Raw genomic sequence first — 25724 nt, 5'->3', positions numbered from 1 at the left:
GGACAGCCGCTCGATGGTCTTCGCCTCGCTGGAATTCCTCACCCTCTTCCTGCCGCTGTTCCTGCTGGTCTACGCCCTGGCGCGGCCCGGCGGGCGCAACGGGGTGCTGCTGGTGGGCAGCTGGCTGTTCTATGGCTGGCTGAGTCCGCTGTTCCTGCTGCTGCACATGGCCCTGGCCTTGCTGGCCTGGATCGGCGGGTTGCTGGTGAATCGCGCGCGCGAAGGCTCAAGGACCCGGCTGCGGCTGCTCGCCGGGCTGATCGTGCTCAACCTGGCGGTGCTCTGCTGGTACAAGTACGCCAACATCGTCGCCGCCACCTGGAGTCAGGTGCTGGTGAGCGCCGGCGCCCTGCCGCTGGACTGGCAGAAGGTGGCCTTGCCGGCCGGGCTGTCCTTTATCGTGCTGCAGGCCATCTCCTACCTGGTGGATGTCCACCGCCACGTGGTGCCGGTGGAGCGCAGCTTCGTCAACTACGCCACCTACATCTCCATGTTCGGCCACTCCATCGCCGGGCCGATCATCCGCTACGACTGGGTGCGGCGCGAACTCAACCAGCGCTGGTTCACTCGTGAGAATTTCGCCCTCGGCGCGCGCCGTTTCATGATCGGCCTGTGCATGAAGGTGCTGGTGGCCGACACCCTGTCGCCGCTGGTGGATGTGGCCTTCCACCTCGATCAGCCGTCCTTCGTCGACGCCTGGATCGGCTGCCTGGCCTATTCGCTGCAGCTGTTCTTCGACTTCGCCGGCTACAGCGCCATGGCCATCGGCCTGGGCCTGATGCTGGGTTTCCACTTCCCGGAAAACTTCAACCGGCCCTATCTCGCCCGCAGCATCCAGGACTTCTGGCGGCGCTGGCACCTGTCGCTGTCCAGCTGGCTGCGCGACTATCTCTATATCTCCCTGGGCGGCAATCGCGGCGGTCGCTGGCGCACCTATCGCAATCTCTTCCTGACCATGGCCATCGCCGGCCTCTGGCACGGCGGCGACAGCTGGAACTACCTGCTCTGGGGCATGCTGCACGGCCTGGCGCTGTGCCTGGATCGCCTCTGGGACGAACTCGGTGGCCGCCCGCTGCCGCGTCCCCTGGCCCACGGCCTGACCCTGCTGTTCGTGGCCCTGGCCTGGACGCTGTTCCGCGCGCCGGACTTCGCCACGGCGCTGTCGATGTACGCCGGTCAGTTCGGCCTGCACGGCTTCGCCCTGGGCGATGCCCTGGCCGTGACCCTGAGACCCGTGCACGGCCTGGCCGCCGCGCTGGGTGTGGCCTGCGTCCTCGCTCCGCTGTGGCAGGCGCGCATCGAGGCGTGTCTGCCCGGCAGCGCCCTGCTGCGCGGTGTCGGTGCCTTTTGGCCGATAGCCGGCTTCCTGCTCTGCTTCGCGCTGATCGCCAGCCGCGAAGCCGTGCCCTTCCTCTACTTCCAGTTCTGAGGCCGCCGTCATGAGCGCTCCCGCCCTGCCGCCCTCGCCCGCCCCGCAGCCGCCCAGTGTCACCAGCACACGCCTGGCGCCCCTGGCGGGAATCGTCTTCGCGCTGTTCCTGGCCCTTGGCCTGGCGTCCTGCGCCTGGGCGCTGCTGAGCGAGCGCCTGTCGCTCTGGCCGGAGCGGGTGGATCGCCACGCCCTGCTCGAAGGCGAGCTCACCCACCATATCGCCAAGGAGCTGGCCAAGGCGCCGCTGCCGGAAGCGGCTGCCCGCCTGGAACGGGGCGCCAGCTGGCTGCTGCTGGGCGATACCGGTCCGCGGGTACGTCAGGGCTGCCCTGGCTGGCTGTTTCTCGCCGAAGAACTCGACGTCCCGCGCCAGGCGGTCGCCAATGCCCGAGCCCGCGCCCAGACGGTGATCGAGCTGCGTCAGCAACTGGCTGCCCGGCACATCCAGCTGCTGGTCACCGTGGTGCCGGACAAGAGCCGCATCGCCGCCGACCAGCTGTGCAGCCTGCACCGACCGGCCGCCTTCGCCAGCCGCGTCGCCGACTGGACGCGGCTGCTCAGCGCCGCCCAGGTGCCGGTGCTCGACCTCACCGCGGCACTCGCGCCCCTGGGCAGCGCCGCCTTCCTGCGCACCGACACCCACTGGAACGAGACCGGTGCCGAGGCCGCAGCCCGCGCCCTGGCCACCCATATCCAGGCGCTGCCCTTCCAGGCCAGCCCGGCACGGACATTCGCTCGCACGCTGCTGGCGCCGGCACCGCGACCCGGAGACCTGGTACGCCTGGCCGGCCTGGACTGGCTACCGCTGCGCCTGCAACCCGCGCCCGAGGTCCTGCGGCTGACCCAGGTCGACAGCCGCGCCGCGGCCGGCGCCAGCGATGATCTGTTCGGCGACGGCGACCTGCCCAATGTCGCGGTGATCGGCACCTCCTTCTCGCGCAATTCCAATTTTCTGCCCTTCCTGGAACAGGCCCTGGGGGCCAGCGTCGGGCGCTTCGCCAAGGACGGCGGGCATTTCGCCGGCGCGGCGCGGGACTACTTCGACAGCCCTGCCTTCCGACAAACCCCGCCACAGTTATTGGTCTGGGAAATTCCCGAGCGCGATTTACAATCTCCCCGCCCCGAGGCGTTGCGTCTCGATCCGCGTCCTTGAGGCAACCAAGGCTTTCCCTATGGGTCTGAGGACGCAGCCCTTAGCTCTCAGGAAGCCTTTCGATGACGGAACTGTTCGCCGGCCTGACCCAGTGGATCACCCATCACAATGAGTGGCTCGGCGTTGCCATCTTCGTCGTAGCCTTTCTCGAATGCCTGGCCTTGGCCGGTCTGGTGGTGCCCGGCACGGTGGTGCTGTTCGCCATTTCCATCGCCGCCGGCAACGGCGCCATGAGTCTCTTCGACACCCTGCTGCTGGGCTTCCTGGGTGGCATCCTCGGCGATGCCGTATCGTATTTTCTCGGCCGCCATTTCCACGAACGCATTCGCCGCCTGCCGGGCCTGCGTACCCATCCCGAATGGATCAGCCGCGCGGAAGACTTCATCCACAAGTACGGCGTTGCCAGCCTGCTGGTCGGCCGCTTCATCGGCCCCTTGCGGCCCCTGTTGCCGCTGATCGCCGGCATGCTCGACATGCCCGTGGTGAAGTTCGCCGCCGTCAGTCTGGTGGCCGCGACTGGCTGGTCGATCGCGGCTCTGGGCCCAGGCTGGGTGGCCGGGGCGGCCTTGCGCCTGCCGCTGCCCGAGGGCTTCTGGTATCAGGCGGGCCTCGTGACGGGCGGCACTGTGCTGCTGGCGACCGTCATCGCCCACGGCGCCTGGCGCGAGCGGGCCGGCACCACCCTGCTCAGCGGTGCGCTCTGCCTGGTCGGTCTGCTGGCCCTGCTGTTCGGCTGGCACCACCTGCGCGCCTTCGACGAGGGCCTGATGGCGCTGGTCCAGGAGCATCGCGAAGGCTGGCTCAACCTGGTCGCCGTGGTCATTACCCGCATGGGCGATTTCCGCACCCAGCTGATCCTCGCCGCGGTGCTGATTCTGGTGCTGGCCGCCTTCCGCCAGTGGCGGCCGCTGCTGTTCGCCCTGGGCACCACCCTGGGCACCGCTCTGGCCAATGGCCAACTGAAGAACCTGCTGGCCCGCGCCAGACCGGACGTGCTGGCCGAGCCGCTCACCACCTACAGTCTGCCCAGCGGCCATAGTTCGGCCTCCTTTGCCTTCTTCCTGACCCTGGGCATCCTGGTCGGTCGCCGCTACGGGCCACGCGGGCGCCTCGCCTGGCTGGTGATCGCGGCCCTGCCGGCCGCGCTCATCGCCCTCAGTCGCGTTTATCTGGGCGTGCACTGGCCGACCGACATCCTGGCCGGCGCCCTGCTCGCCGGGGGCTTCTGCGGCCTTAGCCTGGCGCTGTTGCAAAAGACCGGCGGCAATCGCCTGGAACCCGTTCCGACCCGGACTTGGTGGGTACTGTTGCCGCTGATCCTGCTGATCCTGGCTTTCGCCGCGGGCTGGGCCCTGCCGGAGGCCATCGAACGCTACGCGCCCCGCCTGTAGCGCCACCCCGAACTAAAAAAACCTGTCGCGGTCATGCAGTTCCGGTGCAATTGTGGTCTGAACGCCTGGAACGGCAGAAGTGGCTGGGGAGAGGTGATCGATGGCAGCGCAGATTGCCGACTGGAACGAATTGGACTTTCTCGCCGGCGGCGGCGAAATGGGTGCCCGATTGCGTACCCACGACTGGTCGGAATCCCCTCTGGGCGCGCCGTCGCAGTGGCCGCAATCACTGCGCTCCGCGCTCAGCATCTGCTTGAATTCCAGCTTTCCCACCGCCATCTACTGGGGGCCGGACCTGCTGCTGCTCTACAACGACGCCTGGGCGCCGATCCCCGCCGAGCGGCATCCCTGGGCCCTGGGCCGTCCGGCGCAGGAGGTCTGGCAGGACATCTGGCCCGTGGTTGGGCCGCAATTCGAGCAGGTCCTGAGCACCGGCCAGGGCTTTTCCGTCTTCGACCAGTTGCTGCCGATGGTGCGTCAGGGCGTGGTCACCGAGACCTACTGGAACTACAGCTTCACGCCGATCCGCGGTGAAGGCGGCGAGGTCGCCGGATTGTTCAACCAGGGGCACGAGACCACCCAACGCATCCTCGACGAACGCCGCCGCGCCGCCGATGCCGCGCGCCAGCGGCGGATGTTCGAACAGGCGCCGGGCTTCGTCGCCATCGTCCGCGGCCCGGACCACGTCTTCGATTTCGTCAACGTCGCCTTCAGCCGACTGTTCGATGGTCGGCCCCGCGAAGGTCTCACGGTACGCGAAGTCTTTCCCGAGCTGCAGAATCAGGGTTACTTCGAGTGGCTCGAACAGGTCTATCGCAGCGGTCGCCGCTTCGTCGCCGAACACCAGCCGATGCGACTGGAAACGGCGGGTGAACCGATCCGGACCCTGTACCTGGATTTCATCTATGAACCCCTGACCGACGAAACCGGCCAGGTGATCGGCATCTTCTGCCAGGGGCAGGACGTCACCGAAGCCCATCTGGCACGGGCCGCCCTGGAGGCCAGCGAGCGCCGCTTTCGCACCGCCCTGGAAATCGAGACGGTGGGGGCGCTGTGCTTCGACGCCGAGGGCCGGTTGATCGATGCCAACGACGCCTTCCTGCGCATGAGCGGGCATGACCACGGCGATCTGGCGGCCGGTCGCATCGCCTGGCCCGCGCCGACGTTGCGATGCGCCGACGACCAGCGGCCGCCCGACGAGCGCAGCTACCGGCGACGCGACGGCTCGACCGGCTGGGCCCTGGTGGCGGCCAAGCGCCTGCCCGACGGCAGTGCCTTCGAATTCCTCGTCGACATCAGCGACCGCAAGCAGGCCGAGGCCGAGTTGCGCGAGGAAACCCGTACCCTGGAAGCCCTCAAGCGCATCGACACGGAGCTGGCCAGCCAGCTGGATCTGGCGCACCTGGTGCAGACCGTGACCGATGCCGGCGTGGAGCTGACCGGTGCGGACTTCGGCGCCTATTTCAATCAACAGCCCGAAGCGCGTGGCGGGCGCCTGCAGCGCTTCACCCTGTCCGGCGTCGAGCGGGGTGTTTTCGAGCAGTTCGGCGAGTCCGGCGCCACCGCGCTGTTCGCCACCACCCTGGACAGCGCGGGCGTGGTCCGGAGCGACGACCTGGCGAGCGATCCCCGGCTTGGCCAGGCCCTGGCGACTCCCGGCAGAACGGCGGGCCGCTTGCCCCTGCGCAGCTATCTGGCCGTCTCGGTGGTAGCCCGCAGCGGGGCGGTGCTGGGCGGACTGGGCTTCGGCCATCCCGAGCCGAGGCGCTTCAACGCCCGCCACGAACGGCTGATGGTCGCCCTGGCCGCCCGTGCGGCCATTGCCATCGAACAGGCCCAGTTGTTCCAAGCGGTGCGGACCGCCAACGAGACCCTCGAACAGCGGGTGATCGAGCGCACCGCCGAGTTGACCCAGGCCCAGCAGGCCCTGCACCAGGCGCAGAAGATGGAAGCCATCGGCCAATTGACTGGCGGCATCGCCCATGACTTCAACAACCTGCTGGCCGGCATCATCGGCAGCCTGGAGCTGATCGAGCGCCGCCTGCAGCAGAATCGTACCGACCAGCTCGACCGGCTGCTCGGTGGCGCCCAGGCCTATGCCGCGCGCGCGGCCTCCCTGACCCAGCGGTTGCTGGCCTTTTCCCGGCGGCAGACGCTGGAACCCAAGCCCACCGACGTCAACGAGCTGATGCTGGCCATGGAGGAGCTGATCCGTCGCAGCGTCGGCCCGGCGATCGACGTCCAGGCCGAGCCGGCGGAACCGGTGTGGTCCACGGTGATCGATGCGGTGCAACTGGAAAGCGCCCTGCTCAACCTGGCGATCAATGCCCGGGATGCCATGCCCCAGGGAGGACAGCTGCGGTTGTCCACGGCCAATCTGCCCGAGGACGCGCCCGAGCGACCGGACGATCTGCCTGCCGGAGACTATGTGCGGGTCAAGGTAAGCGACACCGGTAGCGGCATCGCGCCGGAGATCCTGGAACGGATCTTCGATCCCTTCTTTACCACCAAGCCGCCGGGTCAAGGCACCGGATTGGGCCTGTCCATGGTGCACGGCTTCGTGCACCAGTCGGGCGGTCAGATCCAGGTGGACACCACACCTGGCGCAGGCACCTGCATCTCGCTCTATCTACCACGCGCGCCGGAGGGCGACGCCCGCGGGTCTTGAGCGACACCTGGCGGCGCCGCTCCGCCGAGTTTAGAGGCCGGCGCCGTGGGGCGTGGTGCCGCCCTTCATCTGGGATTGCAGGTAGTTCTGCAAGCCGATCTTGTCGATCAGGCCCAGCTGCTGCTCCAGCCAGTAGGCGTGGTCTTCCTCGGTGTCTTCCAGCTGCACGACCAGGATCTCGCGGGTGACGAAGTCCTTGTGCTGGTTGCACAGCGCCACGCCCTGGGCCAGGGCTTCACGCACCTCGTACTCCAGCGCGAGGTCCGCACGCAGCATCTCCGGCACGGTCTGGCCCACGGTGATGCCGTTGGGCCGCATGTCCGGCGTGCCTTCGAGGAACAGGATGCGGCGCAGCAGGGCATCGGCGTGCTGGGTTTCCTCTTCCATCTCGTGGCCAATCCGCTCGTACAGACGCATCAAGCCCCAGTCCTCGTACATCCGCGAATGGATGAAGTACTGGTCGCGCGCTGCCAGCTCGCCACGCAGCAGCTGGTTGAGGTAGTTGATGACGTCCGGATGGCCTTGCATGAAAAGAGTCCTGTGCTGTTCAGTGCCCAGTTTAGCGCGCCGGCGCCAGGGAGGCGCCGTTCATCGCCCGACCACTGGGGCCGTTCGTCTCATCGCAGCGCTAATCGTTCTGCTTCACGCTCAGCTTAACCACGGTGGCGGCGGCTCTTCGCGCACACTGGGCTCATCCTGTTCGCGACGCGCCGCCTGCCGTCGTTCCTCGTCACGCCGCGCCGCCTCGATCTCGCGCATCACCGCATGGACGTCGGCCTGGTCTTCACGCTCGGCGAACTCGCCGGTCAGCCGCGTATTGGCGAACAACTCGCCCTTCTCGAACAGGGCCCACATCTCCGGCGCATAGCGCGTCGTACGCAATTCCGGCGCGAAGCGACCGAAGTACAGCGCCATGTTCTCCACGTCCCGCGCCAGCAGGCGGAAGGCGTGGTTGTTGCCAGCCGCGTCCACCGCCTGGGGCAGATCGATGATCACCGGGCCGTCCTCGGCCAGCAGCACATTGAATTCGGAAAGGTCGCCGTGGACCAGGCCGGCGCAGAGCATGCGCACGATCTGGCCGATCATCAGCTCGTGATAGCGCAGCGCTTCCTCGGCGGTGAGGGTCACGTCGTTGAGACGGGGCGCGGCCTCGCCATTGCCGTCGGTGACCAGGTCCATCAGCAGCACGCCATCGAGGAAGTCATGGGGCTTGGGTACCCGCACCCCGGCGTCGGCCAGGCGATAGAGCGCCGTCACCTCGGCGTTCTGCCAGTTGTCCTCGCGCTCGCGACGACCGAACTTGGAGCCCTTGGCCATGGCGCGATTTTCCCGGCTGCCACGCACCTTGCGCCCCTCCTGGTACTCGGCGGCCTGGCGGAAGCTGCGCTTGTCGGCCTCCTTGTAGACCTTGGCGCAGCGCACCTGGCTGCCGCAGCGCACCACGTAGACCGCCGCCTCCTTGCCACTCATCAGGGGCCGTATCACCTCATCGACCAAGCCGTCCTCGATCAGCGGCTCGATGCGTTTGGGAGTTTTCATCGCCGGTTCCAGCTCCTTCTTGTCGGTCGTCACAGGGGACGTGTGAGGCAAGTTTCAAGCCAGACGCCGAGAAAGGGAAGTCGGCATCGCCCCTGAGCGTGCGACTCATCGAAGCGGACAAGATTCCTCGGCCGAGACCGACTGCGTGTTCAACCCCCGAAGAAGGCCAGGAAACGCCGCCACTCGGCCTGGGCCACGGCCAGTTCCACCGGGGCGAAGCGCACCTCGTGATGGGCCGGGCACTGGGCCAGGCGCGCCAGGTCCAGGGGATGGATGAAGCCCAACAGCGGATAGCCGCCCATGGTCTGGCGATCGGCCATGAGCACGATGGGCTGGCCGTCGGGCGGCACCTGGATGGCACCGGTCACCACCCCCAGCGACCACTGGCGGCGTGGTGGCCCCAGGGGCACGTCCCCGGCCAGGCGGATGCCCATGCGGTCGGATTGCGGGCTGATGCGCCAGGGCTGGTCGCAGAGCGCCTGCTGCGCCGCCGGACCGAAGGCCTCGGCGTCGCCGCCAAAGATCACCCTCAGGGTTGGCACCTCGCGATAGTCCGGGACGAAACGCGCCGCCGGTCCGCACCTGTGGGCATGCAACACGGTCACAGTCGCGCAGCCCAGCCGCTGTCCGGCCGTCAGGGCAGCGCCCTGGCCCTCCAGCCCGCCCAGGCCTTCGCGCCGGTTGCTGGCCACGCTGCCCAGGGTCGTCGAGGCCTGGAAGCCGCCACCGGCCGCGGCCAGATAGGCGCGCTGTCCAGCCTGGGCGAAGCCCAGCCGCAGTCGCGCGCCGGCCTTTACCGGAAAGCACGACCAGGCCGGCAGGGACTCGCCATCCAGCCGGGCGTCCAGCGGCGCGCCGGTCAGGGCCAACCAGGTGTCGGTCTCGATCTCGAATTCGGCGCCGCCCAGGGCGATCTCCAGCAGTGGCGCCGTCATCGGGTTAGCCACCAGGCGATTGGCCCAGCGTGCGGCATGGCCGTCCATGGGGCCCGAGGGCGCCACGCCCAGGTGCTGCCAGCCCTGGCGGCCGAGATCCTGCAGCAGGGTCAGGGGACCGGGCTTGCTGACCATCAGACCGCTCATGGCTGACCTCCCTGGGCACGAAAGGCCGCTTCGTCGACCGGTACGAAGCGCACGCGATCGCCAGGCGCCAGCAGGCACGGCGGCTCGGCCCGGGCATCGAAGACGGTCCACAGGCAGCGGCCGATGAGATTCCAGCCCCCTGGCGAGGCCTGGGGATAGACCGCGGTCTGGCGCTCGGCGATGGCCAGACTGCCGGCGGGGACGCTGGTGCGCGGCGTGCTGCGCCGCGGCAGCGCCAGGCACTCATCCAGCTCGCCGAGAAAGGCGAAACCGGGCATGAAGCCGATGGCGCCTACCTGATAGTCACGACCACAGTGCCGGGCGATGACCTCGGCCGCGCTCAGGCCACAGCGCTCGGCCACCTCGGCCAGATCGGGGCCGGCATAGAGGGTCGGTACCTCGTGCAGGCGCCCGCCCTCGCCCGCCTGCGCAGCGCCCGGCCAGTCGGCCAGCAAGGGTTCGAGGCCGGCCTGTACCTCGGCCAAGGTCAGCTGCAGGGGATCGTAGTGCACCAGCAGACTGGTCCAGCCCGCTACCAGATCGGTCACCGCCGCACCGAAACGCTGGCGAATCCGCTCGCCCAGGCGGGCGATGCGCGAAGGCAGTTCGGCATCGGGGTGCTCGGCCAGTTCGAGCAGCAGCGCCGCAACGCCAAAGGGCTTGCAGGCGATCATAGGGCGTCCAGCGCCGCGCGCAGCCGGCGCAGCACTGCCAGGGATTCGGCATTGTCGCCATGCACGCAGAGGCTGTCGGCCTGCAGGCGCATGGGCTGGCCATCGAAGCCGGGAAAGTCTTCGCCCCGGGCGATGGCGACGGCCTGGGCGAGGATGCGCTCGGGGTCATGGTGAACGGCGCCAACCTGGCCACGCGGGGCCAGGGAGCCGTCGGCCAGATAGGCGCGATCGGCGAAGGCTTCCAGCAGCAACGGCACCCCGGCGGCTTCGGCCAGCCGGCGCTCGCGGTCATTGTCGGCCTTGGCCAGCACCATCAGCGGCAGTCCTTGGCGATAGCGGGCGCAGGCGGAGAGCGCCGCGCTCAGCAGGGCATCTTCCTTGACCAGGGCGTTGTAGAGGGCGCCATGGGGCTTCACGTATTCGACGCGCACGCCTGCGGCGCGGCAGAAGGCGTCCAGGGCGCCGATCTGGTAAAGGATCATGGCCTCCACTTCGGCCGGGGTGCAGGCCATGGGCCGCCGACCGAAACCCACCAGGTCGGGATAGGCCGGATGTGCGCCGATCTGCACGTCATTGGCCACCGCCAGGGTCACGGCGCGCTGCATGGTCAGGGGATCGGCGGCGTGGAAGCCGCAGGCCAGATTGGCCTGGTCGACCAGGGGAATGGCATGGGCATCGTCGCCCATGGACCAGGCACCGTAGCTTTCACCGGAATCGCAATTGAGCAGCAGGCGAGCGGGCATGACAGGATCCTCTGAGGAAGTAGCTCGAGTGTCGGAAAGCCGGGGCGCCGCTGTCCAACAAAAGATTCCGGGCGCTGGCGATAAGATACCGTTGAAACACCCGGGCTAGACCAGCACCGGCAGGGCACGCTCCGGGCCCAGGCGCGTACACCAGTCGGCCACCACCGTCTGGCTCAGGGCCACCACCGCCTCGCTCAGCGCCAGGCCGGCACCGCCGTGCCAGCTGGCCTGGACATCGAAGGGCGGCGGTCCGGCCAGCGGCAAGGGCATCAGGCTGCCGCGGGCCAATTCTTCGATCACCAGGGCCGGCGGCAAGGCACCGATGCCGAAGCCCTCGCCCATCAGCTTGATGATGGCCGCCACCGAGTTGATGCAGCAGACCCGCGGTTCGGCGATGCCCTCGCGCTGCAAGAGGCCGAGGATGTCCTGGTGCGGCCGCGAATGGCGGGAAAAGGTGATCAGCCGCTCGCCGGCCAACTCGGCCAGGTTGGCGTAAGGCCGCGCCAGGTGACTGTCGCTGGCCACTAGCCAGCGCACCGGATAGCTGGCCAGGTGCAGGTTGCGAATGCCTTCGGCGCGCAGCAGATCGGTCTGGAAGATCAGGTCGAGCTGTCCCCGCGCCAGTTGCTCGGCCAGATTCAGCGCGGTATCGGCGGTCAACTCCAGCTCGATGGCCGGATAGCTCTGGGTGACCGCGGCGATCAACTGATCCAGCCAGCTGTGGATCACGGTATCCATCACGCCGATGCGCAGGCGACCCTCCAGGGTCTGGCCATGCCCCAGGGCCTCGTGCAATTCACGCTGGGTGGCCAGCATCCGCTCGGCGTAGCCCAGCACCCGATGCCCCTCAGCGGTCAGACTCACGCCGCGGGAGTCGCGCAGGAACAGTTGCACGCCCAGCTCGCTTTCCAGCACGGCGATGCGGCTGGAGATGGCGGCCTGGGTGGTGGAGAGCTTTTCCGCCGTCAGGCGGAAACTGCCCAGGCGGGCGACCCAGACGAAGGTATCGAGAAAGCGCAGATTCATGGGGACCTCGACAAGGCTATCCCGTCACTTTACCCCCACCAGCAGGCTTGTCTGCCCCGCTTTTCCCTATCGGCGGCGAACAGTTTTATTTGCTGGACGCCAGCTCCACCGACGGCAAAAGATGCCAGCCGGCGCCATGCCAAATGACGTCCGACAACAATAACGAGCCGTGCCACGGGCACGGCCTGGATCAGCCGAAGCCGCCTGCGGCTTCCTACCGTCCGCCGCACCGTCTGCCCGGAGCGCGGTGGACCCGCTGGAGACATCCACCCATGCAAACCACCGTCAACCTCTGGCCGCTGCTGGGCGTGCTGGTCATCGTGGTCGGCTTCGTGCTGAGGTTCAATCCGCTGCTGGTGGTCGCCCTGGCCGCCGTGGCCACCGGGATCGCCGCTCAGTTCAGCCCCGAGGCACTGCTCGCCGCCATCGGCACCGGCTTCATCAAGGCGCGCGCCCTGCCGCTGATCATCCTGCTGCCGCTGGCGGTGATCGGCCTGCTCGAGCGCCACGGCCTGCGCCTGCATGCGCAGAACTGGATCGCCCGCTTTCGCAACGCCACCGTCGGCCGCCTGCTGATCTTCTACCTGTTCGTCCGCGAGACCACCGCGGCCTTGGGGCTGACCAGCCTCGGCGGCCATCCGCAGATGGTCCGGCCGCTGCTGGCGCCCATGGCCGAAGGCACCGCCGAAAAACTCCATGGCCGCCTGCCCGAGGCGCTGCGCCAGCGGTTGCTGGCCTTCTGCGCGGCCACCGACAACGTCGGGCTGTTCTTTGGCGAGGACATCTTCGTCGCCTTTGGCGCCATCGCCCTGATGCACACCTTCCTGCTGGGCGCCGGCCTTGATGTCGAACCCCTGCACATCGCTCTCTGGGGCATTCCCACGGCCCTCTGCGCCTTCTTCATCCATGCCCTGCGCCTGCACCGCTTCGACCGCCAGCTCTATCGCGAGCTGACCGCGCGCAAGGAGGTGCAACCATGATCCTGTCGATCCAGTATCTGTTCTGGCTGGCTGGCGCCATCCTGGCGCTGACCGCGGTCATGACCCTGGCCGATCGTCACCACCCCAAGCGCTGGACCAGCGGCCTATTCTGGGGCCTGTTCAGCCTGGTCTTCCTGATCGGCGATCGCCTGCCGCCGGCCTGGGTCGGCGCCGGAGTGCTGCTGATGGCCGTGCTGGCCGGTTGCGGCGCAGTGGGCAGTGGTCACCACGTGACTCGCCCTGAACGCGAGACCCGCGCCAGCGCCGGCCGCCTGGGCAATCGCCTGTTCATTCCGGCCCTGGCGATTCCCGTGGTGACGGTGATCGGCAGCGTGCTGCTCAAGGATGTGCAGATCGCCGGCCTGCCGCTGCTCGATCCCAAGAACGTCACCTTCGTCTCCCTGGGCCTGGGCGCCCTGGTGGCCCTGGCGCTGGCCTGCTGGCTGACCCGGGACACCCCGATTCAGGCCATGCGCGAATCGCGCCGCCTGACCGATGCCCTGGGCTGGTCGCTGGTGTTGCCCCAGGCCCTGGCCATGCTCGGCCTGGTCTTCACCGATGCTGGCGTCGGCAAGGCGGTGGCGCACCTGGCCACCGCCTACGTGGCCCTCGACCTGCGCCTGGTGGCGGTAGTGGTCTATGTGGTGGGCATGGCCGCCTTCACCGTCATCATGGGCAACGGCTTCGCCGCCTTCCCGGTGATGACCGGCGGCATCGGCGTGCCGGTGCTGGTGGGTGTCTATCATGCCGATCCGGCGGTGATGGCTGCCATCGGCATGTTCTCCGGCTACTGTGGCACCCTGATGACGCCCATGGCGGCCAACTTCAACATCGTCCCGGCGGCCCTGCTGGAACTGGACGACAAGAACGCCGTGATCAAGGCCCAGGTCCCCACCGCCCTGGCGGTGCTGGCTTGCAACGTGGTGCTGCTCTATCTGCTGATGTGAGGTATCCCATGACCCTGCTGCTCACCGGCTTCGCACCCTTCGGTGGCGAAGAGCTCAACCCTTCCTGGGAGGCCGTGCGCCGACTCGACGGCGAACGCCTCGGCGATCTACCCGTGGTCGCGGCGCAGTTGCCGACCGAATTCGGCGCCGCCCTTCGGGTGCTGGACGAGTTACTCGACCGCCATCGTCCCACCCTGGTGGTAGCGGTCGGCCAGGCCGGCGGGCGGGCCGAGCTGTCGCTGGAACGCATCGCCATCAACGTCGACGATGCCCGCATCCCCGACAATGTCGGACGTCAGCCCATCGACGAACCGGTGGTGCCCGGCGGCCCCGCGGCCTACTTCAGCACCCTGCCGATCAAGGCCATGGTCCATGCCCTGCGCGCCGCCGGCTTTCCCGCGGCGGTGTCCCAGACCGCCGGTACCTTCGTCTGCAACCACGTCTTCTACGGCCTGCAGCATCGCCTGCAGGGCACCGGGGTACGCGGCGGGTTCATCCATATTCCTTATCTGCCGGCCCAGGCCGCCAACCAGCCCGGGGCGCCGTCCATGGCCCTGGAGACCCTGGTCGCCGGCCTGCGCCTGGCGCTCACCTGCGCGGCGACCACCCAGGCGGACCTGCGCGAAGGCGGCGGCCAACTGGACTGACACCCGCAGGCGCGGCGGCGGAGGACCATCCGGGCTGGCTGGCCTACAATGCCCCCTCCGCCGCCGCTGCGATTAGCCCATGTCCACCCTGCTTGCCGACTGGCGTCATCCCCTGCTGCACCGCCGCGTCTGGGCGCTGGCCGCGCCCATGATCCTGTCCAATCTCAGCGTGCCGCTGGTGACCCTGGTCGACAGCGCCATCGCCGGTCACCTGCCGCAAGCCCGCCAGCTCGCCGCGGTGGCCATGGGCGGCGCCTTCTACACCGCCCTGCTCGGCATCCTCGCCTTCCTGCGCATGGGCACCACCGGCTTCGCCGCCCAGGCCAGTGGGCGGCGCGATGGCGCCGCCCTGCGCCAGATCCTCTTGCAAGCCGGTCTGCTGGGCCTCGGGTTGTCTCTGGTCCTGCTGCTGATGGCCAGCCTGGCGCTGGAGCCGCTGCTCGCCTGGCTCGGCCTGGATCCCGCCTTCGCCGAGCTGGCCGCGCGCTTCCTGCACCTGCGCCTGCTCGGCCTGCCTGCGGCGCTGCTCAGCTACGCGCTGATCGGCTGGCTGCTCGGCACCCAGGATGCACGCACGCCGCTGGTGCTGCTACTCACCACCAATGCCCTGAACCTGCTGCTGGTGACCGCTTTCGTGCTCGGCCTCGGCGCCGGGGTGCAGGGCATCGCCCTGGCCTCGGTCCTGGCGGAATGGAGCGGCATGCTGCTCGGCCTCGGGCTGGTGTTGCGCCGTCTGCGGTTGTGGCCGGGACGGATCGATCGCCAGGCGCTGCGCCAGCTCGCCAGCTGGCGCCCGCTGCTGGCGGTCAATCGCGACATCTTCATCCGCTCCCTGGCGCTGCAGGCGGTGTTCCTGCTGTTCGCCGCCCAGGGCGCCCAGCTGGGCGAGACCACGGTGGCGGTCAACGCCCTGCTGCTCAATGGCCTGCTGGTCACCGCCTTCGCCCTCGACGGCCTCGCCCATGCGGTGGAGGCCCTGGCCGGTCATGCCCTCGGCGCTCGCGAGGGCGCCACCCTGCGCCGGGTGCTGGTAATCGCCGGCGGCTGGTCGTTGCTGGCCAGCCTGGTGTTCGCCGTCGCCTTCGCCCTGGGCGGCGATCTGTTCGTCGCCCTGCAGAGCGACATCGCCGCGGTGCGCCAGGAGGCCCATGCCTACCTGCCCTATCTTGCGCTGCTACCCTTGATCGCCATGGTCAGCTACCTGCTGGACGGCCTCTTCATCGGCGCCACCCGCGCCCGCGAGATGCGCAACTCGATGCTCCTCGCCCTGCTGCTGGCACTGCCCCTCGGCGGGTTGCTGCGCGGCCTCGGCAATCACGGCCTGTGGCTGGCCTTTCTGACCTTCATGGCGTTGCGCGGCCTGATCTCCGCCCTGCTCGCCTGGCGCCTGGCCCGGCGCGAAGGCTGGCTCGACGACCACGCCAGCGCCTGATCCTGCGGAACCGCCGGGTCGGCGCTCCCCTCAAAGTCGAACATCCCCTGCCGAGAGCGCTGCCATGAGCGAAGACACCCGCGATCAGGAACCCCTGGACACCCCCGCCGACGGCGACGACGTCCCCGAGCACCAGAAGCCGGAAAACCTGGAGAAGCTCAAGGATTACGGCAAGGATCAGATTCCGCCCGGCATCGCCTGACGCCAACCCTGAACCCCTCGACAAAAGCCGTCGACAGCGGTGGCAAAGCCCCGGCGGAGCTTCTAGCATCCGTCGGGTTGAGTGGGCCCCAGGGCCTTCGTGAAGGGAATCCAGATCACCATGACCGTCAGGTCCTACCTGTCGCCTCTTCTCGCGCCCCTGTTGGCGCTGCTGGTGCTCGTCCCGGCGCCGGCCCGGGCCGTGGATGGCTATGCGGGCATCGCCTTCGGCACCGAGCTGAAGGCCTTTCTGGCGAAAAAGCTCTGCACCTTCCAGCCGCGCAAGATCGACGTGGTCGGCGTCGAATATTTCGAATGCAACGACCTCGCCTTCGCCGGTGAAAAGGTCGAGGCCGGCGCCTTCTTCATCGATGGTCGCTTCCTGCGGCTGTCCATCGTCACGCCCCTGGCCCAGTCCTTTCTGATCGCCGAAGGCCTCACCCAGAAGTATGGCAAGCCCTCCTCCCAGTCATCGGCCGCCGCCTTCGAACGCCTGAACCAGGATGACGACGCCCAGGCCTATCTGGCCTTCGATCACGACACCGTGGTCTACAAGTTCAGCGCCCAGGCGGCACGTCGGAAACAGGTCCTGCTGATCTACACCTCGCCACGTTACGAACCCCTGCTCAAGGAGCGGCAGTTGCAGTTCGTAAAAGACTCGCTTTAAACATCCGGTTACAGCTCGTCGGACAGTTGTCCCCCAGGCGGCCAAAGTGTCGCCCCGTTCACGCCTGGCTGGAAACAAGCCATGAACAATGGCAGATAGCCATGGTCAGAACGCGGGCAAGGAGCCCCTTCCTGTAACCGGCTACTTACGGACGTCGTTCCTTCGGGAGTCCTACCATGACCGAACCTGTCGCGATGCGCGCCCTGGCGCCGCAGCGTTCCTGCTTTCGTTTGCCCCCAGCGCTTGGCTTCAGCGGCACAGGTTCTCCTTTGAAAAGGATCATTCAATGAACACTCGCAATCTCTGGGTCGACTATGCGAAAGCCATTGGCATCGTGCTGGTCGTCTATGGCCATGTCGTCCGCGGCCTGCTCAACGCCGGCATCCTTCAGGACGCCCAATTCCACGGCTTGGTGGACAGTGTCATCTACAGCTTCCACATGCCGCTGTTCTTCTTTCTTTCCGGCCTGTTCTTCTACAGCTCCTTCGTCAAGCGCGGCACCGGCGGCCTGTTGGTGAACAAGATCGACACCATCGTCTATCCCTTCCTGGTCTGGTCACTGTTGCAGGGCTCGGTAGAGGCGCTGATGTCGCGCTACACCAATGGCGGCGTCAGCTTCAGCGAAGTCCTGACGGTCTGGGAGCCACGCCAGCAGTTCTGGTTCCTCTATGCCCTGTTCCTGGTGTTCTGCCTGGCCATGCTCGCCTATCGCTGGGCCAAGCCGCTGGCCTTCTTTGCCGTGTTCGCCTTTGGCGCCCTGGTCTATCTGTTCCAGAACGCCGGCCCGGAAGACTTCTTCTTCACCTTCACCGCGCAGAACTTCGTGTTCTTCGCCTTCGGCGTCTGGTTCAACAACTTCAAGCAGGCCATCGAGGAACAGGCCGGCCGGGTGATGCTGGGCTCTGGTCTGCTGTTCGTGGTGCTGGAGTACTGGTTCCATGGCCTGCTGGGCCTGGTCTATACCGATCGTGGCCTGGCCACCCTGGTCCTGGCGCTGAACGGCATCGTCTTCGTCAGCGCCACCTGCATGGTGCTGGCGCAACGGCCGCTGCAGTGGGTGCTGACCCTGGGGGCGCTGTCCATGCCCATCTACGTGATGCACGTACTGAGTGGCAGCGGTGCGCGCATCGTCCTGAGCAAGGGCCTGCACATCAACGACGGCCTGCTGCACATCGTCGCCGGTTGCGCCTTCGGCATCCTGGTGCCCGTGGCCATCGCCAAGCTGCTGGAAGCCCGTGGCATCAACGGTCTGTTCGAGGCGCCGGCGTGGATCTCCGCCCGGCGGTGGCTTCGGCCCAAAGCTGAAACCCCCCGCCCCGCCGTCTGAGTGACGGCTCCGGCCAGGGCGCCCTGCGCCTCTGGCCAGCGTGGAAGAGCGTTTCGATCAGCACGAAACCCCCATGAAAAAACCCGCTACCAGTCACCTGGTAGCGGGTTTTTTCATCGGCTGAAGCCCTGGGGCTTCAGCGGTCAAGGCGGATCACTGGCTGGCCAGCACCTGGCCGTTCTTCACTTCCAGTTGCTTGCCCGGCTCGTGGTCCATGCGGACCTGGCCGATCTTGCCATCCAGCAGATACTTGACGTCATAGCCGACCACCTGGTCCTTGCTGTCGGTAACCGTGTTGCAGCGGGTCTGGGTGGTGGTGTAGGTGTCGCGGTTCTGCATGTATTCCTGACCCTTGTTGCCGGCGTAACCACCGCCCACGGCACCGGCGATGGTCGCCAGGGTCTTGCCGCTGCCGTTGCCGACCTGGTTGCCCAGCAGACCGCCGACGACCGCGCCTACGGCGGTCCCGGCGATCTGGTGTTGGTCCTGAACAGGTCGCCGATGAGTCACCGCGACCTCCTTGCAGACCTCGCGCGGGGTCTTGACCGTTTCCTTGACCGGCTGGACGGCGACGACCTCGGCGTACTGAGGCCCGCGGTCAACGAAACTGTACGCCACGGCGCCACCTGCGGTGGCGACGATGGCTCCCAGAACCGTACCTACGAGCATCGACTTGTTCACTACAACCTCCTGACTACTCTGTCATAGCGGGCACCTGGCCCTTTGCCATGCCTGGGACATCAGGGACGCTCGTCGAGTTCCTTGGCCTGCGGCGGAATCAGGTCCTCGCTCTTCAGATCCAGCCAGATCAGCACCACGTTGGCGATATAGATCGACGAGTAGGTACCGGCCATCACGCCGATGAACAGCGCCAGCGAGAAGCCGAACAGGTTGTCGCCACCAAAGATCAGCAGGGCTCCCACGGCGAGCAGAGTCGAGATCGAGGTCGCCAGGGTCCGTAGCAGGGTCTGGGTGGTCGAGACGTTGATGTTCTCGATCAGGTCGGCCTTGCGCAACACCCGGAAGTTTTCTCGCACCCGGTCGAACACCACGATGGTGTCGTTGAGCGAGTAACCGATGATCGCCAGGACCGCCGCCAGCACCGTCAGGTCGAAGGTGATCTGGAAGAACGACAGCAGCCCCAGGGTCACCACCACGTCGTGCACCAGCGACAGGATGGCGCCCACGGCGAACTTCCACTGGAAGCGGAAGGCCACGTAGACCAGCACGCTGCCCAGGGCCAGCAGCATGCCCAGGCCGCCCTGGTCACGCAGCTCCTCGCCCACCTGCGGACCGACGAACTCGGTACGGGTCAGGGAGAAGTTCTCGGTGCTCGCCTGCTGCAGCGCGCCGGTCACCTTCTGGCCCAGTTGGGGATCGTCACCGGGCATCCGTACCAGCACGTCGGTGGTGGCGCCGAAGCTCTGCACCACGGCGTCTTCGAAGCCGGCGCCCTGCAATTCCTGACGGATCTTGCCGAGGTCGGCCGGCTGCTCGTAGCGCAGCTCAATCAGGGTGCCGCCGGTGAAGTCCAGGCCGAAGTTCAGCCCCTTATAGAACCAGCTGAACAGCGCCAGTACGGTCAGGAGCGCGGTGATGGCGAACGCGATATTGCGTACGCCCATGAAGTTGATGGTCTTTTTCATGGCCGCGTCCTCAAATCCACAGCTTCTTGACGTTCCGGCCGCCATAAATCAGGTTGACCATGGCACGGGTCACGAAGATGGCGGTGAACAGGGAGGTGAAGATACCCAGCGACATGGTCACGGCGAAGCCCTTGACCGGCCCGGTGCCCATGGCGAACAGGATGGCGCCCACCAGCAGGGTCGTCAGGTTGGAGTCCAGGATCGCCGTGAAGGCCCGATTGAAACCTTCGTGAATGGCGCGCTGGATCGGCATGCCATTGGCGATCTCTTCACGGATCCGCGAGAAGATCAGCACGTTGGCGTCCACCGCCTGCCCCATGGTCAGCACGATACCGGCGATACCCGGCAGCGTCAGGGTGGCATGCAGGATGGACATCAGCGCCATCAGCAGCACCATGTTGAACGCCAGGGCGATGGTCGCCAGCACCCCGAAGAAGCGGTAGATGGCGATCAGGAACAGCGAGACGAAGATCATGCCCCAGATGGAGGCGTCGATGCCCTTCTCGATGTTGTCGGCGCCCAGGCTCGGGCCGAGGGTGCGTTCTTCGGCGAAGTACATGGGTGCGGCCAGGCCACCGGCACGCAGCAGCAGCGCCAGTTCCGAGGCCTCGCCCGAACCGTTCAGGCCGGTGATACGGAAGCTGTTGCCCAGGGCCGACTGGATGGTCGCCAGGCTGATGATGCGCCGCTCTTCCTCGAAGCCGGGCACCGCCACTTCCTTCTGCACGCCGTCCACGGTCTGGGTGGTGTAGCGGGTGACCGGACGCTGCTCGATGAACACCACGGCCATGCTGCGGCCGACGTTGGTGCGGGTGGCACGGTTGATCAGATCGCCACCATGGCCATCCAGGCGGATGTTGACCTGGGGCCGGCCGTTCTCGTCGAAGCTGGCCGAGGCGTCGGTGACCTGATCACCGGTGATGATGACGTTACGCTCCAGCGGTACCGCCGGACGGCCGGGCTCGCGGAATTCGAAGCTCTCGGTGGAGGCCCGCGGGGTGTCCGCGGTGGCGGCCAGGCGGAATTCCAGGTTGGCGGTCTTGCCGAGGATGCGCTTGGCTTCGGCGGTGTCCTGCACACCCGGCAGCTCGACCACGATGCGGTCGGCGCCCTGGCGCTGCACCAGCGGCTCGGCCACACCCAGTTCGTTGACCCGGTTGCGTACCGTGGTCAGGTTCTGGGTGACGGCATAGTTGCGGATCTCCCGCAGCTTGGCCTCGGTCAGCTGCAGACGCAGCACCTGCAGGTCGCCACGGGTATCGGTGGTCAGCTCGAAATCGGTGTAGTTCTTGCGGATCAGGCTCTGGGCCTGCTGCAGGTCGGCGGCATCGGTGAAGCCAAGCTGCAGGGCGCCGTTCTGGTCGGGCATGCTGCGATAGCGCACCTTCTCGCGGCGCAGCAGGGTCTTGACCTCGTTGTCATAGACCTTCAGGCGCGCATCCACGGCCTTGTCCATGTCCACCGCCAGCAGAAAGTGCACACCGCCGGAGAGATCCAGACCCAGCTTCATGGGGCTGGCGCCCAGCTTGCGCAGCCACTGCGGGGTGGTGGGCGCCAGGTTCAGGGCCACCACGAAGTCGTCGCCCAGGGTACGGCGGACCACTTCCTGGGCCGGCAGTTGATCATCGGCGCGCATCAGGCGGATCAGCACCCGGCTGCCGTTCTCATTGAGATCGCTGGACTTCACCGCCAGATGAGCCTCGGCCAGGGCCGCGTTGACACGCTGCACCTCGGCGGGGGTCACCGTGCGTTCGGTGCTGGAAGCGCTGATCTGCAGGGCCGGATCGTCGGGGTACAGATTAGGAACCGAATAGATGGCGCCCACGACCAGTACGGCCAGGATCAGCAGGTACTTCCAGAGGGGATATTTGTTGAGCATGACACCGCCCGAGATAAAGGCGGGGCGCCTTGCGCGCCCCGGTGTTAGCTAGAGTGAGGAAGGCTCAGAGGGCCTTCAGGGTGCCCTTCGGCAGGGTCGCGGCGATGGCGCCCTTCTGGAACTTGAGTTCGACGTTGTCGGACACTTCCAGCACCACGAACTCGTCGGTGACCTTGTTGATGCGACCAGCGATGCCGCCGGTGGTCACCACTTCGTCACCCTTCTGCAGGCCGCCGATCAGGTTCTTGTGATCCTTGGTGCGCTTGGCCTGGGGACGCCAGATCAGGAAATAGAAGATCACCACGAAGCCGATCAGGAAGATGAACTGAATGTATTCACCTCCCGGTGCGGCGTTGGCGGCCGGCGCGGCAGCTTCCTGGGCCTGGGCCGTGGAAATCAGAAAACTCATTGCACTACTCCTTGCAGAGTTGGATGACGGAAAAAGAAGAGATGCCGGGGGTCGCTCGCCACCGGTTCGACCGCTGCAGAACCCCCGTCACGCACCCGGCGAAGGACGCGCGAGCGCCGTTTCGCCTGGACGATCGGACAGGGGCTTTCAGCGGTCGAGCGGCGGCGTAGGCAGGCCGCGCCGAGCATAGAAGGCGTCCACAAAGTCGGCCAATTTACCCTCTTGGATAGCCTGGCGCAAACCGGCCATCACCCGCTGGTAATACCGCAGGTTGTGGATCGTATTCAGCATACTCCCCAGCATTTCCCCGCATTTATCCAGATGGTGCAGATAGGCCCGGGAGAAATGTTTGCAGGTGTAACAGTCGCAGGTGGGATCCAGCGGCGTCTCGTCGTGACGATGCACGGCATTGCGCAACTTGAGCACGCCAGTGTCGATGAACAGATGGCCGTTGCGCGCGTTGCGGGTGGGCATCACGCAGTCGAACATGTCGACGCCACGGCGCACGCCTTCCACCAGGTCTTCCGGCTTGCCCACGCCCATCAGGTAGCGCGGCTTGTCCGCCGGCAGGTGCGGCGGCAGGAAGTCCAGCACGCGGATCATCTCTTCCTTGGGCTCGCCCACCGACAGGCCGCCGATGGCGTAGCCGTCGAAGCCGATGCCTTCCAGACCTTCCAGGGATCTCAGGCGCAGTTCTTCGTGCATGCCGCCCTGGACGATGCCGAACAGCGCCGAGGGATTGTCGCCATGGGCTTCGCGGGAGCGCTTGGCCCAGCGCAGCGACAATTCCATGGAACGACGCGCGGTGTCGAAGTCCGCCGGATAAGGCGTGCACTCGTCGAAGATCATCACGATGTCCGAGCCCAGGGCGCGTTGCACCGCCATGGATTCCTCGGGGCCCATGAAGACCTTGGCGCCGTCCACCGGCGAGGCGAAGTAGACGCCCTCCTCCTTGATCTTGCGCAGCGCGCCCAGGCTGAACACCTGGAAGCCGCCGGAATCGGTGAGGATCGGCCCCTGCCACTGCATGAAGTCGTGCAGGTCGCCATGGCGCTGGATCACCTCGGTCCCAGGCCGTAGCCAGAGGTGGAAGGTGTTGCCGAGGATGATCTGGGCACCGATATCGGCGACGCTGTCGGGCAGCATGCCCTTGACCGTGCCGTAGGTACCGACCGGCATGAAGGCCGGGGTCTCGACCACGCCGCGGGGAAAGGTCAGGCGGCCGCGACGGGCCTTGCCCTCGGTGGCCAGCAATTCGAAATTCATGAAACTCATATCAGCTCTCCGGGCCCTGGGCCCCGGGATTGCGGGTGATGAACATGGCGTCGCCATAACTGAAGAAGCGATAGCCCTCGGCCACGGCCGTCGCATAGGCGGCCATGGTCTCGCGGTAACCGGCGAAGGCCGACACCAGCATCAGCAGGGTCGATTCGGGCAGGTGGAAGTTGGTCACCAGCGCATCGACGACATGGAAGGGGCGACCGGGATAAAGAAAGATATCCGTCTCGCCGGCGAAGGCCTTGAGCTGGCCATCACGGGCGGCGCTTTCCAGCGAACGCACGCTGGTGGTACCGACGGCGATCACCCGACCGCCACGGGCGCGGCAGGCGGCCACGGCATCCACGACGGCCTGGTCGACCTGCAGCCACTCGCGGTGCATGTGGTGGTCTTCGAGGCGCTCGACCCGCACCGGCTGGAAGGTGCCGGCGCCGACGTGCAGGGTGACGAAGGCGGTCGCCACGCCCTTGGCGCGGATGGCGTCCAGCAGCGGCTCGTCGAAGTGCAGTCCGGCGGTGGGCGCGGCCACCGCACCGGCATTGCGCGCATAGACGGTCTGGTAGCGCTCGCGATCCTCGGCTTCATCGGGCCGGTCGATATAGGGCGGCAACGGCATATGACCGACCCGCTCCAGCAGCGGCAGCACGGGCTCGGCGAATTTCAGCTCGAACAGCGCCTCGTGGCGCGCCACCATCTCGGCCTCGGCACCGCCGTCGATGAGGATGCGGCTGCCCGGTTTGGGCGACTTGCTGGACCGTACATGGGCCAGCACCCGCTCCTCGTCCAGCACCCGCTCCACCAGGATCTCCAGCTTGCCGCCACTGGCCTTCTGGCCGAACAGCCGCGCGGGTATCACCCGGGTGTCGTTGAACACCATCAGGTCGCCCGGCTGCAGATAGCCCAGCAGATCGGCGAAGTGGCGATGGCTCAGCTCACCGCTGGGGCCGTCGAGCACCAGCAATCGACTGCCGCGGCGCTCGGCCAGCGGATGACGGGCGATGAGGGATTCGGGAAGGTCGAAATGGAAGTCGGCGACGTGCATGGCAGGTAGATCTCGAAAGGCCGCACAGCTTACCGGAAGCGGCCTTTTTCACCAACGCACTTTGGATTGACCGGACCTGCCTGCATCCCTATACTCCGCCGCCATTGCCCCGGTGGCGGAACCGGTAGACGCGGCGGATTCAAAATCCGTTTCCGAAAGGAGTGGGAGTTCGAGTCTCCCCCGGGGCACCAAGTTGGTACCTTCCAGGCCTCCCCCGTGTTGCCTGGAAGCCGAAGAAACCGCCCCTCGAGGCGGTTTTTTTGTGCCTGGTGCGCCTTGGTCGCGGCGTCGATACGAGCCTCAATCCACGACGAATAACCTAGCCCCAGTCGCGGTCGAGGATCTGTGAGCCTCTGCATTGTCGGCCACCTGGTAACTCATGCCGGCGGTCAAGGTGAAGACGCGACCATCGGCCAGCTCGGTATCCAGCCGACCATCCAGGCAAAGTAGAATATGTCCCTTGCTGCACCAGTGATCGGCAAGATAACCCTCACTGTACTCGACCATGCGGACCCGTATTGCACCAAACTGGCAGGTACGCCAAAGCGCTGAGCCGCTCGCTCCCGCATGGACTACAGGTTCGATTTTCGACCAGTCAGTGGTACCGAATGGAATGTCGCTCAGTTGCATGACGGCCTCTACCTAGGTCAGGAAGGGTATGTTAGCCCGGCAGCAAGACGGTCAAGGGATACAGATTGGATGAATTTTCAAGGTATGCAGCCTTGCGCTAATTGCGGTTTTTGTACCTTTGCGAATACGGCGACCCCCATCCATCAGGCACGTTCTTGATCACCACACTCCCGCTTTCATCGTAGGGAAGGATGCCTTTTGAAATGGATATTGCTTGGCCTCGCGTTACTGCTGACCGGCTGCAACCACTACAGCTCGGCCGACTCCGTCTGCGAACCCAGCCCACTGAGCGGTGAGGACTGCAAGAAGTCGCAACCGGTCGGTAACTACCTGATGGACAAGTATCGGGAATGGCAGCGTTACCAATAGGCTGGTGCCCGCACAAGGCTTGCCGAGACCGGAAGATGCGCCTGAGCCCTTCCCTGCTACTCGTCCTGCTGCTGACCCTGGGTGGCTGCGCCGTGCAGCGACCCACCCAGCCAGCGAGTGCGGGTGTCGACCTGAATCGCTCGCCCAGCTGGACGTTGCAGGCCCGGTTGCACAGCGCCCTCTATGGCTGCGAGTTGCTGGTGCTGCATGGCAACAACGCCCGCTTGGCGGGCGAACAAGGGCGGCTGGCGGACTTTCGTCAGCGGCTGAGCAGTTGCCAGACCCAGGCCGCTGCCGAAGAGAAGTCTGCTACGGACCAATTACCCGCCGGCCAGGATTGGCGGCTGCGCAATGCGCAGAAAGCCTACTTGGCCATCTGGCAGGGCTATCTGGCGGGGCTAACCATCGATCATCCAGCCGACTTGCAGCAGAAGCAGTCTTATCTTAAGGCGCGATCAGCGCTGCTCGACGTGGCGACAGGAGCACCCGGACATCCGCGCTGAGCCCCGGAAACGATCGGATAGCCAGCTGACCACCGGCAGCTGAAACGCAAGGGCAAAGC

The 25724-nt window shown here is 66.6% G+C and carries 26 protein-coding genes and 1 tRNA gene; 14 read left to right on the top strand and 13 right to left on the bottom strand.

Going from position 1 to position 25724, the window contains the following annotated elements:
* Positions 1-13: 13 nt before the first annotated feature.
* The 4 genes from FEZ61_RS09495 (at position 14) to FEZ61_RS09480 (ending at position 6644) form a co-directional block, all read left to right on the top strand.
* Entirely contained in the window at positions 14-1429 is a 1416-nt protein-coding gene (locus FEZ61_RS09495; RefSeq protein ID WP_173148394.1) for an MBOAT family protein, read from the top strand.
* Between the two features lie 10 nt (positions 1430-1439).
* Entirely contained in the window at positions 1440-2585 is a 1146-nt protein-coding gene (locus FEZ61_RS09490) for a cell division protein FtsQ (protein WP_242455127.1), read from the top strand.
* 62 nt (positions 2586-2647) lie between these two features.
* Positions 2648-3976 carry a bifunctional DedA family/phosphatase PAP2 family protein gene (locus FEZ61_RS09485; RefSeq protein WP_017642528.1) on the top strand — a complete coding sequence of 443 codons (1329 nt, stop codon included), beginning with the start codon at positions 2648-2650 and terminating at the stop codon, positions 3974-3976.
* Positions 3977-4076: 100 nt separating this feature from the next.
* A complete protein-coding gene (locus FEZ61_RS09480; protein ID WP_173148392.1) occupies positions 4077-6644 on the top strand; it encodes an ATP-binding protein in 2568 nt (855 codons plus the stop codon).
* A gap of 30 nt (positions 6645-6674) precedes the next feature.
* Here FEZ61_RS09480 and bfr read toward each other — a convergent pair whose 3' ends face one another.
* The 6 genes from bfr to FEZ61_RS09450 all read right to left on the bottom strand — a co-directional run bounded on the left by bfr (position 6675) and on the right by FEZ61_RS09450 (position 11708).
* Positions 6675-7172 carry a bacterioferritin gene (bfr, locus tag FEZ61_RS09475; protein WP_093250619.1) on the bottom strand — a complete coding sequence of 166 codons (498 nt, stop codon included), beginning with the start codon at positions 7170-7172 and terminating at the stop codon, positions 6675-6677.
* A 120-nt stretch (positions 7173-7292) separates the two neighbouring features.
* Entirely contained in the window at positions 7293-8183 is an 891-nt protein-coding gene (locus FEZ61_RS09470; RefSeq protein WP_017642530.1) for a PA4780 family RIO1-like protein kinase, read from the bottom strand.
* 149 nt (positions 8184-8332) lie between these two features.
* Positions 8333-9265 (bottom strand): biotin-dependent carboxyltransferase family protein, encoded by a 933-nt coding sequence (locus FEZ61_RS09465; RefSeq protein WP_017642531.1) that lies wholly within the window; start codon positions 9263-9265, stop codon positions 8333-8335.
* Positions 9262-9939, bottom strand: a complete 678-nt coding sequence (gene pxpB, locus FEZ61_RS09460) for a 5-oxoprolinase subunit PxpB (protein WP_017642532.1) — start codon at positions 9937-9939, stop codon at positions 9262-9264. The genes FEZ61_RS09465 and pxpB overlap by 4 nt, the downstream gene beginning before the upstream one ends.
* Positions 9936-10682 carry a 5-oxoprolinase subunit PxpA gene (locus FEZ61_RS09455; protein WP_017642533.1) on the bottom strand — a complete coding sequence of 249 codons (747 nt, stop codon included), beginning with the start codon at positions 10680-10682 and terminating at the stop codon, positions 9936-9938. Before FEZ61_RS09455 ends, pxpB begins: the two co-directional genes overlap by 4 nt.
* Positions 10683-10787: 105 nt before the next feature.
* On the bottom strand, positions 10788-11708 hold the full coding sequence (locus tag FEZ61_RS09450) for a LysR family transcriptional regulator (RefSeq protein ID WP_017642534.1): 921 nt from the start codon (positions 11706-11708) through the stop codon (positions 10788-10790).
* A 272-nt stretch (positions 11709-11980) separates the two neighbouring features.
* Between FEZ61_RS09450 and FEZ61_RS09445 the strand changes: the two genes are divergently transcribed.
* The 7 genes from FEZ61_RS09445 (at position 11981) to FEZ61_RS09415 (ending at position 17909) form a co-directional block, all read left to right on the top strand.
* Positions 11981-12688, top strand: coding sequence for a DUF969 family protein (locus FEZ61_RS09445; protein ID WP_017642535.1), 708 nt, complete (start codon positions 11981-11983; stop codon positions 12686-12688).
* Positions 12685-13635: a DUF979 domain-containing protein gene (locus tag FEZ61_RS09440; RefSeq protein WP_017642536.1), complete on the top strand. Its 951-nt coding sequence runs from the start codon at positions 12685-12687 to the stop codon at positions 13633-13635. The genes FEZ61_RS09445 and FEZ61_RS09440 overlap by 4 nt, the downstream gene beginning before the upstream one ends.
* 8 nt (positions 13636-13643) lie before the next feature.
* Complete coding sequence (gene pcp, locus FEZ61_RS09435; RefSeq protein ID WP_173148390.1) at positions 13644-14282, top strand: pyroglutamyl-peptidase I; 639 nt, start codon at positions 13644-13646, stop codon at positions 14280-14282.
* Between the two features lie 79 nt (positions 14283-14361).
* Complete coding sequence (locus tag FEZ61_RS09430) at positions 14362-15714, top strand: MATE family efflux transporter (protein ID WP_064307955.1); 1353 nt, start codon at positions 14362-14364, stop codon at positions 15712-15714.
* Between the two features lie 64 nt (positions 15715-15778).
* A complete protein-coding gene (locus FEZ61_RS09425) occupies positions 15779-15916 on the top strand; it encodes a hypothetical protein (protein ID WP_007159685.1) in 138 nt (45 codons plus the stop codon).
* A 120-nt stretch (positions 15917-16036) separates the two neighbouring features.
* Positions 16037-16582, top strand: a complete 546-nt coding sequence (locus FEZ61_RS09420) for a hypothetical protein (RefSeq protein WP_173148387.1) — start codon at positions 16037-16039, stop codon at positions 16580-16582.
* Positions 16583-16868: 286 nt separating this feature from the next.
* Positions 16869-17909 carry an acyltransferase gene (locus tag FEZ61_RS09415; protein ID WP_173148385.1) on the top strand — a complete coding sequence of 347 codons (1041 nt, stop codon included), beginning with the start codon at positions 16869-16871 and terminating at the stop codon, positions 17907-17909.
* Positions 17910-18062: 153 nt separating this feature from the next.
* Here FEZ61_RS09415 and FEZ61_RS09410 read toward each other — a convergent pair whose 3' ends face one another.
* The 6 genes from FEZ61_RS09410 to queA form a co-directional block, all read right to left on the bottom strand.
* Positions 18063-18590, bottom strand: coding sequence for a glycine zipper 2TM domain-containing protein (locus FEZ61_RS09410; RefSeq protein ID WP_017642541.1), 528 nt, complete (start codon positions 18588-18590; stop codon positions 18063-18065).
* Positions 18591-18649: 59 nt separating this feature from the next.
* Entirely contained in the window at positions 18650-19555 is a 906-nt protein-coding gene (secF, locus tag FEZ61_RS09405; RefSeq protein ID WP_017642542.1) for a protein translocase subunit SecF, read from the bottom strand.
* A 10-nt stretch (positions 19556-19565) separates the two neighbouring features.
* The gene (secD, locus tag FEZ61_RS09400) at positions 19566-21434 is read right to left on the bottom strand and encodes a protein translocase subunit SecD (protein ID WP_160923625.1); all 1869 of its coding nucleotides are present in this window, start codon (positions 21432-21434) and stop codon (positions 19566-19568) included.
* 64 nt (positions 21435-21498) lie between these two features.
* On the bottom strand, positions 21499-21843 hold the full coding sequence (yajC, locus tag FEZ61_RS09395) for a preprotein translocase subunit YajC (RefSeq protein ID WP_007162951.1): 345 nt from the start codon (positions 21841-21843) through the stop codon (positions 21499-21501).
* 147 nt (positions 21844-21990) lie between these two features.
* Complete coding sequence (gene tgt / locus FEZ61_RS09390; RefSeq protein WP_051226203.1) at positions 21991-23109, bottom strand: tRNA guanosine(34) transglycosylase Tgt; 1119 nt, start codon at positions 23107-23109, stop codon at positions 21991-21993.
* Positions 23110-23119: 10 nt separating this feature from the next.
* Positions 23120-24163: a tRNA preQ1(34) S-adenosylmethionine ribosyltransferase-isomerase QueA gene (gene queA / locus FEZ61_RS09385; RefSeq protein WP_173148383.1), complete on the bottom strand. Its 1044-nt coding sequence runs from the start codon at positions 24161-24163 to the stop codon at positions 23120-23122.
* 106 nt (positions 24164-24269) lie between these two features.
* On the opposite strand from queA, the gene FEZ61_RS09380 reads away from it, so the two are divergent.
* Positions 24270-24354: transfer RNA gene (locus FEZ61_RS09380), tRNA-Leu, on the top strand.
* Positions 24355-24463: 109 nt separating this feature from the next.
* Here the strand turns inward: FEZ61_RS09380 and FEZ61_RS09375 are convergent.
* Positions 24464-24793 (bottom strand): DHCW motif cupin fold protein, encoded by a 330-nt coding sequence (locus tag FEZ61_RS09375; RefSeq protein ID WP_017642546.1) that lies wholly within the window; start codon positions 24791-24793, stop codon positions 24464-24466.
* Between the two features lie 198 nt (positions 24794-24991).
* Here FEZ61_RS09375 and FEZ61_RS09370 point away from each other — a divergent pair, with 198 nt between their 5' ends.
* Together FEZ61_RS09370 and FEZ61_RS09365 are read left to right on the top strand one after the other, a co-directional pair.
* Positions 24992-25162: a hypothetical protein gene (locus FEZ61_RS09370; protein ID WP_017642547.1), complete on the top strand. Its 171-nt coding sequence runs from the start codon at positions 24992-24994 to the stop codon at positions 25160-25162.
* A 35-nt stretch (positions 25163-25197) separates the two neighbouring features.
* Positions 25198-25665: a hypothetical protein gene (locus tag FEZ61_RS09365; RefSeq protein WP_173148382.1), complete on the top strand. Its 468-nt coding sequence runs from the start codon at positions 25198-25200 to the stop codon at positions 25663-25665.
* The last annotated feature ends 59 nt before the right edge of the window (positions 25666-25724 follow it).

Origin of the sequence: Pseudomonas sp. MS15a(2019), from assembly GCF_013277805.1 — a bacterium.
GTDB classification, from domain to species: domain Bacteria; phylum Pseudomonadota; class Gammaproteobacteria; order Pseudomonadales; family Pseudomonadaceae; genus Chryseomonas; species Chryseomonas benzopyrenica.
Note: the sequence above shows the minus strand (reverse complement) of the source record. Positions and strands in the feature narration are given on the sequence as shown.

Bases quoted from the DNA above. Each gene is read 5' to 3' on its own strand.
- FEZ61_RS09495 (WP_173148394.1), top strand. From the start codon at position 14: ATGGTCTTCGCCTCGCTGGAATTCCTCACCCTCTTCCTGCCGCTGTTC.
- FEZ61_RS09490 (WP_242455127.1), top strand. From the start codon at position 1,440: ATGAGCGCTCCCGCCCTGCCGCCCTCGCCCGCCCCGCAGCCGCCCAGT.
- FEZ61_RS09485 (WP_017642528.1), top strand. From the start codon at position 2,648: ATGACGGAACTGTTCGCCGGCCTGACCCAGTGGATCACCCATCACAAT.
- FEZ61_RS09480 (WP_173148392.1), top strand. From the start codon at position 4,077: ATGGCAGCGCAGATTGCCGACTGGAACGAATTGGACTTTCTCGCCGGC.
- bfr (WP_093250619.1), bottom strand. From the start codon at position 7,172: ATGCAAGGCCATCCGGACGTCATCAACTACCTCAACCAGCTGCTGCGT.
- FEZ61_RS09470 (WP_017642530.1), bottom strand. From the start codon at position 8,183: ATGAAAACTCCCAAACGCATCGAGCCGCTGATCGAGGACGGCTTGGTC.
- FEZ61_RS09465 (WP_017642531.1), bottom strand. From the start codon at position 9,265: ATGAGCGGTCTGATGGTCAGCAAGCCCGGTCCCCTGACCCTGCTGCAG.
- pxpB (WP_017642532.1), bottom strand. From the start codon at position 9,939: ATGATCGCCTGCAAGCCCTTTGGCGTTGCGGCGCTGCTGCTCGAACTG.
- FEZ61_RS09455 (WP_017642533.1), bottom strand. From the start codon at position 10,682: ATGCCCGCTCGCCTGCTGCTCAATTGCGATTCCGGTGAAAGCTACGGT.
- FEZ61_RS09450 (WP_017642534.1), bottom strand. From the start codon at position 11,708: ATGAATCTGCGCTTTCTCGATACCTTCGTCTGGGTCGCCCGCCTGGGC.
- FEZ61_RS09445 (WP_017642535.1), top strand. From the start codon at position 11,981: ATGCAAACCACCGTCAACCTCTGGCCGCTGCTGGGCGTGCTGGTCATC.
- FEZ61_RS09440 (WP_017642536.1), top strand. From the start codon at position 12,685: ATGATCCTGTCGATCCAGTATCTGTTCTGGCTGGCTGGCGCCATCCTG.
- pcp (WP_173148390.1), top strand. From the start codon at position 13,644: ATGACCCTGCTGCTCACCGGCTTCGCACCCTTCGGTGGCGAAGAGCTC.
- FEZ61_RS09430 (WP_064307955.1), top strand. From the start codon at position 14,362: ATGTCCACCCTGCTTGCCGACTGGCGTCATCCCCTGCTGCACCGCCGC.
- FEZ61_RS09425 (WP_007159685.1), top strand. From the start codon at position 15,779: ATGAGCGAAGACACCCGCGATCAGGAACCCCTGGACACCCCCGCCGAC.
- FEZ61_RS09420 (WP_173148387.1), top strand. From the start codon at position 16,037: ATGACCGTCAGGTCCTACCTGTCGCCTCTTCTCGCGCCCCTGTTGGCG.
- FEZ61_RS09415 (WP_173148385.1), top strand. From the start codon at position 16,869: ATGAACACTCGCAATCTCTGGGTCGACTATGCGAAAGCCATTGGCATC.
- secF (WP_017642542.1), bottom strand. From the start codon at position 19,555: ATGAAAAAGACCATCAACTTCATGGGCGTACGCAATATCGCGTTCGCC.
- secD (WP_160923625.1), bottom strand. From the start codon at position 21,434: ATGCTCAACAAATATCCCCTCTGGAAGTACCTGCTGATCCTGGCCGTA.
- yajC (WP_007162951.1), bottom strand. From the start codon at position 21,843: ATGAGTTTTCTGATTTCCACGGCCCAGGCCCAGGAAGCTGCCGCGCCG.
- tgt (WP_051226203.1), bottom strand. From the start codon at position 23,109: ATGAATTTCGAATTGCTGGCCACCGAGGGCAAGGCCCGTCGCGGCCGC.
- queA (WP_173148383.1), bottom strand. From the start codon at position 24,163: ATGCACGTCGCCGACTTCCATTTCGACCTTCCCGAATCCCTCATCGCC.
- FEZ61_RS09375 (WP_017642546.1), bottom strand. From the start codon at position 24,793: ATGCAACTGAGCGACATTCCATTCGGTACCACTGACTGGTCGAAAATC.
- FEZ61_RS09365 (WP_173148382.1), top strand. From the start codon at position 25,198: ATGCGCCTGAGCCCTTCCCTGCTACTCGTCCTGCTGCTGACCCTGGGT.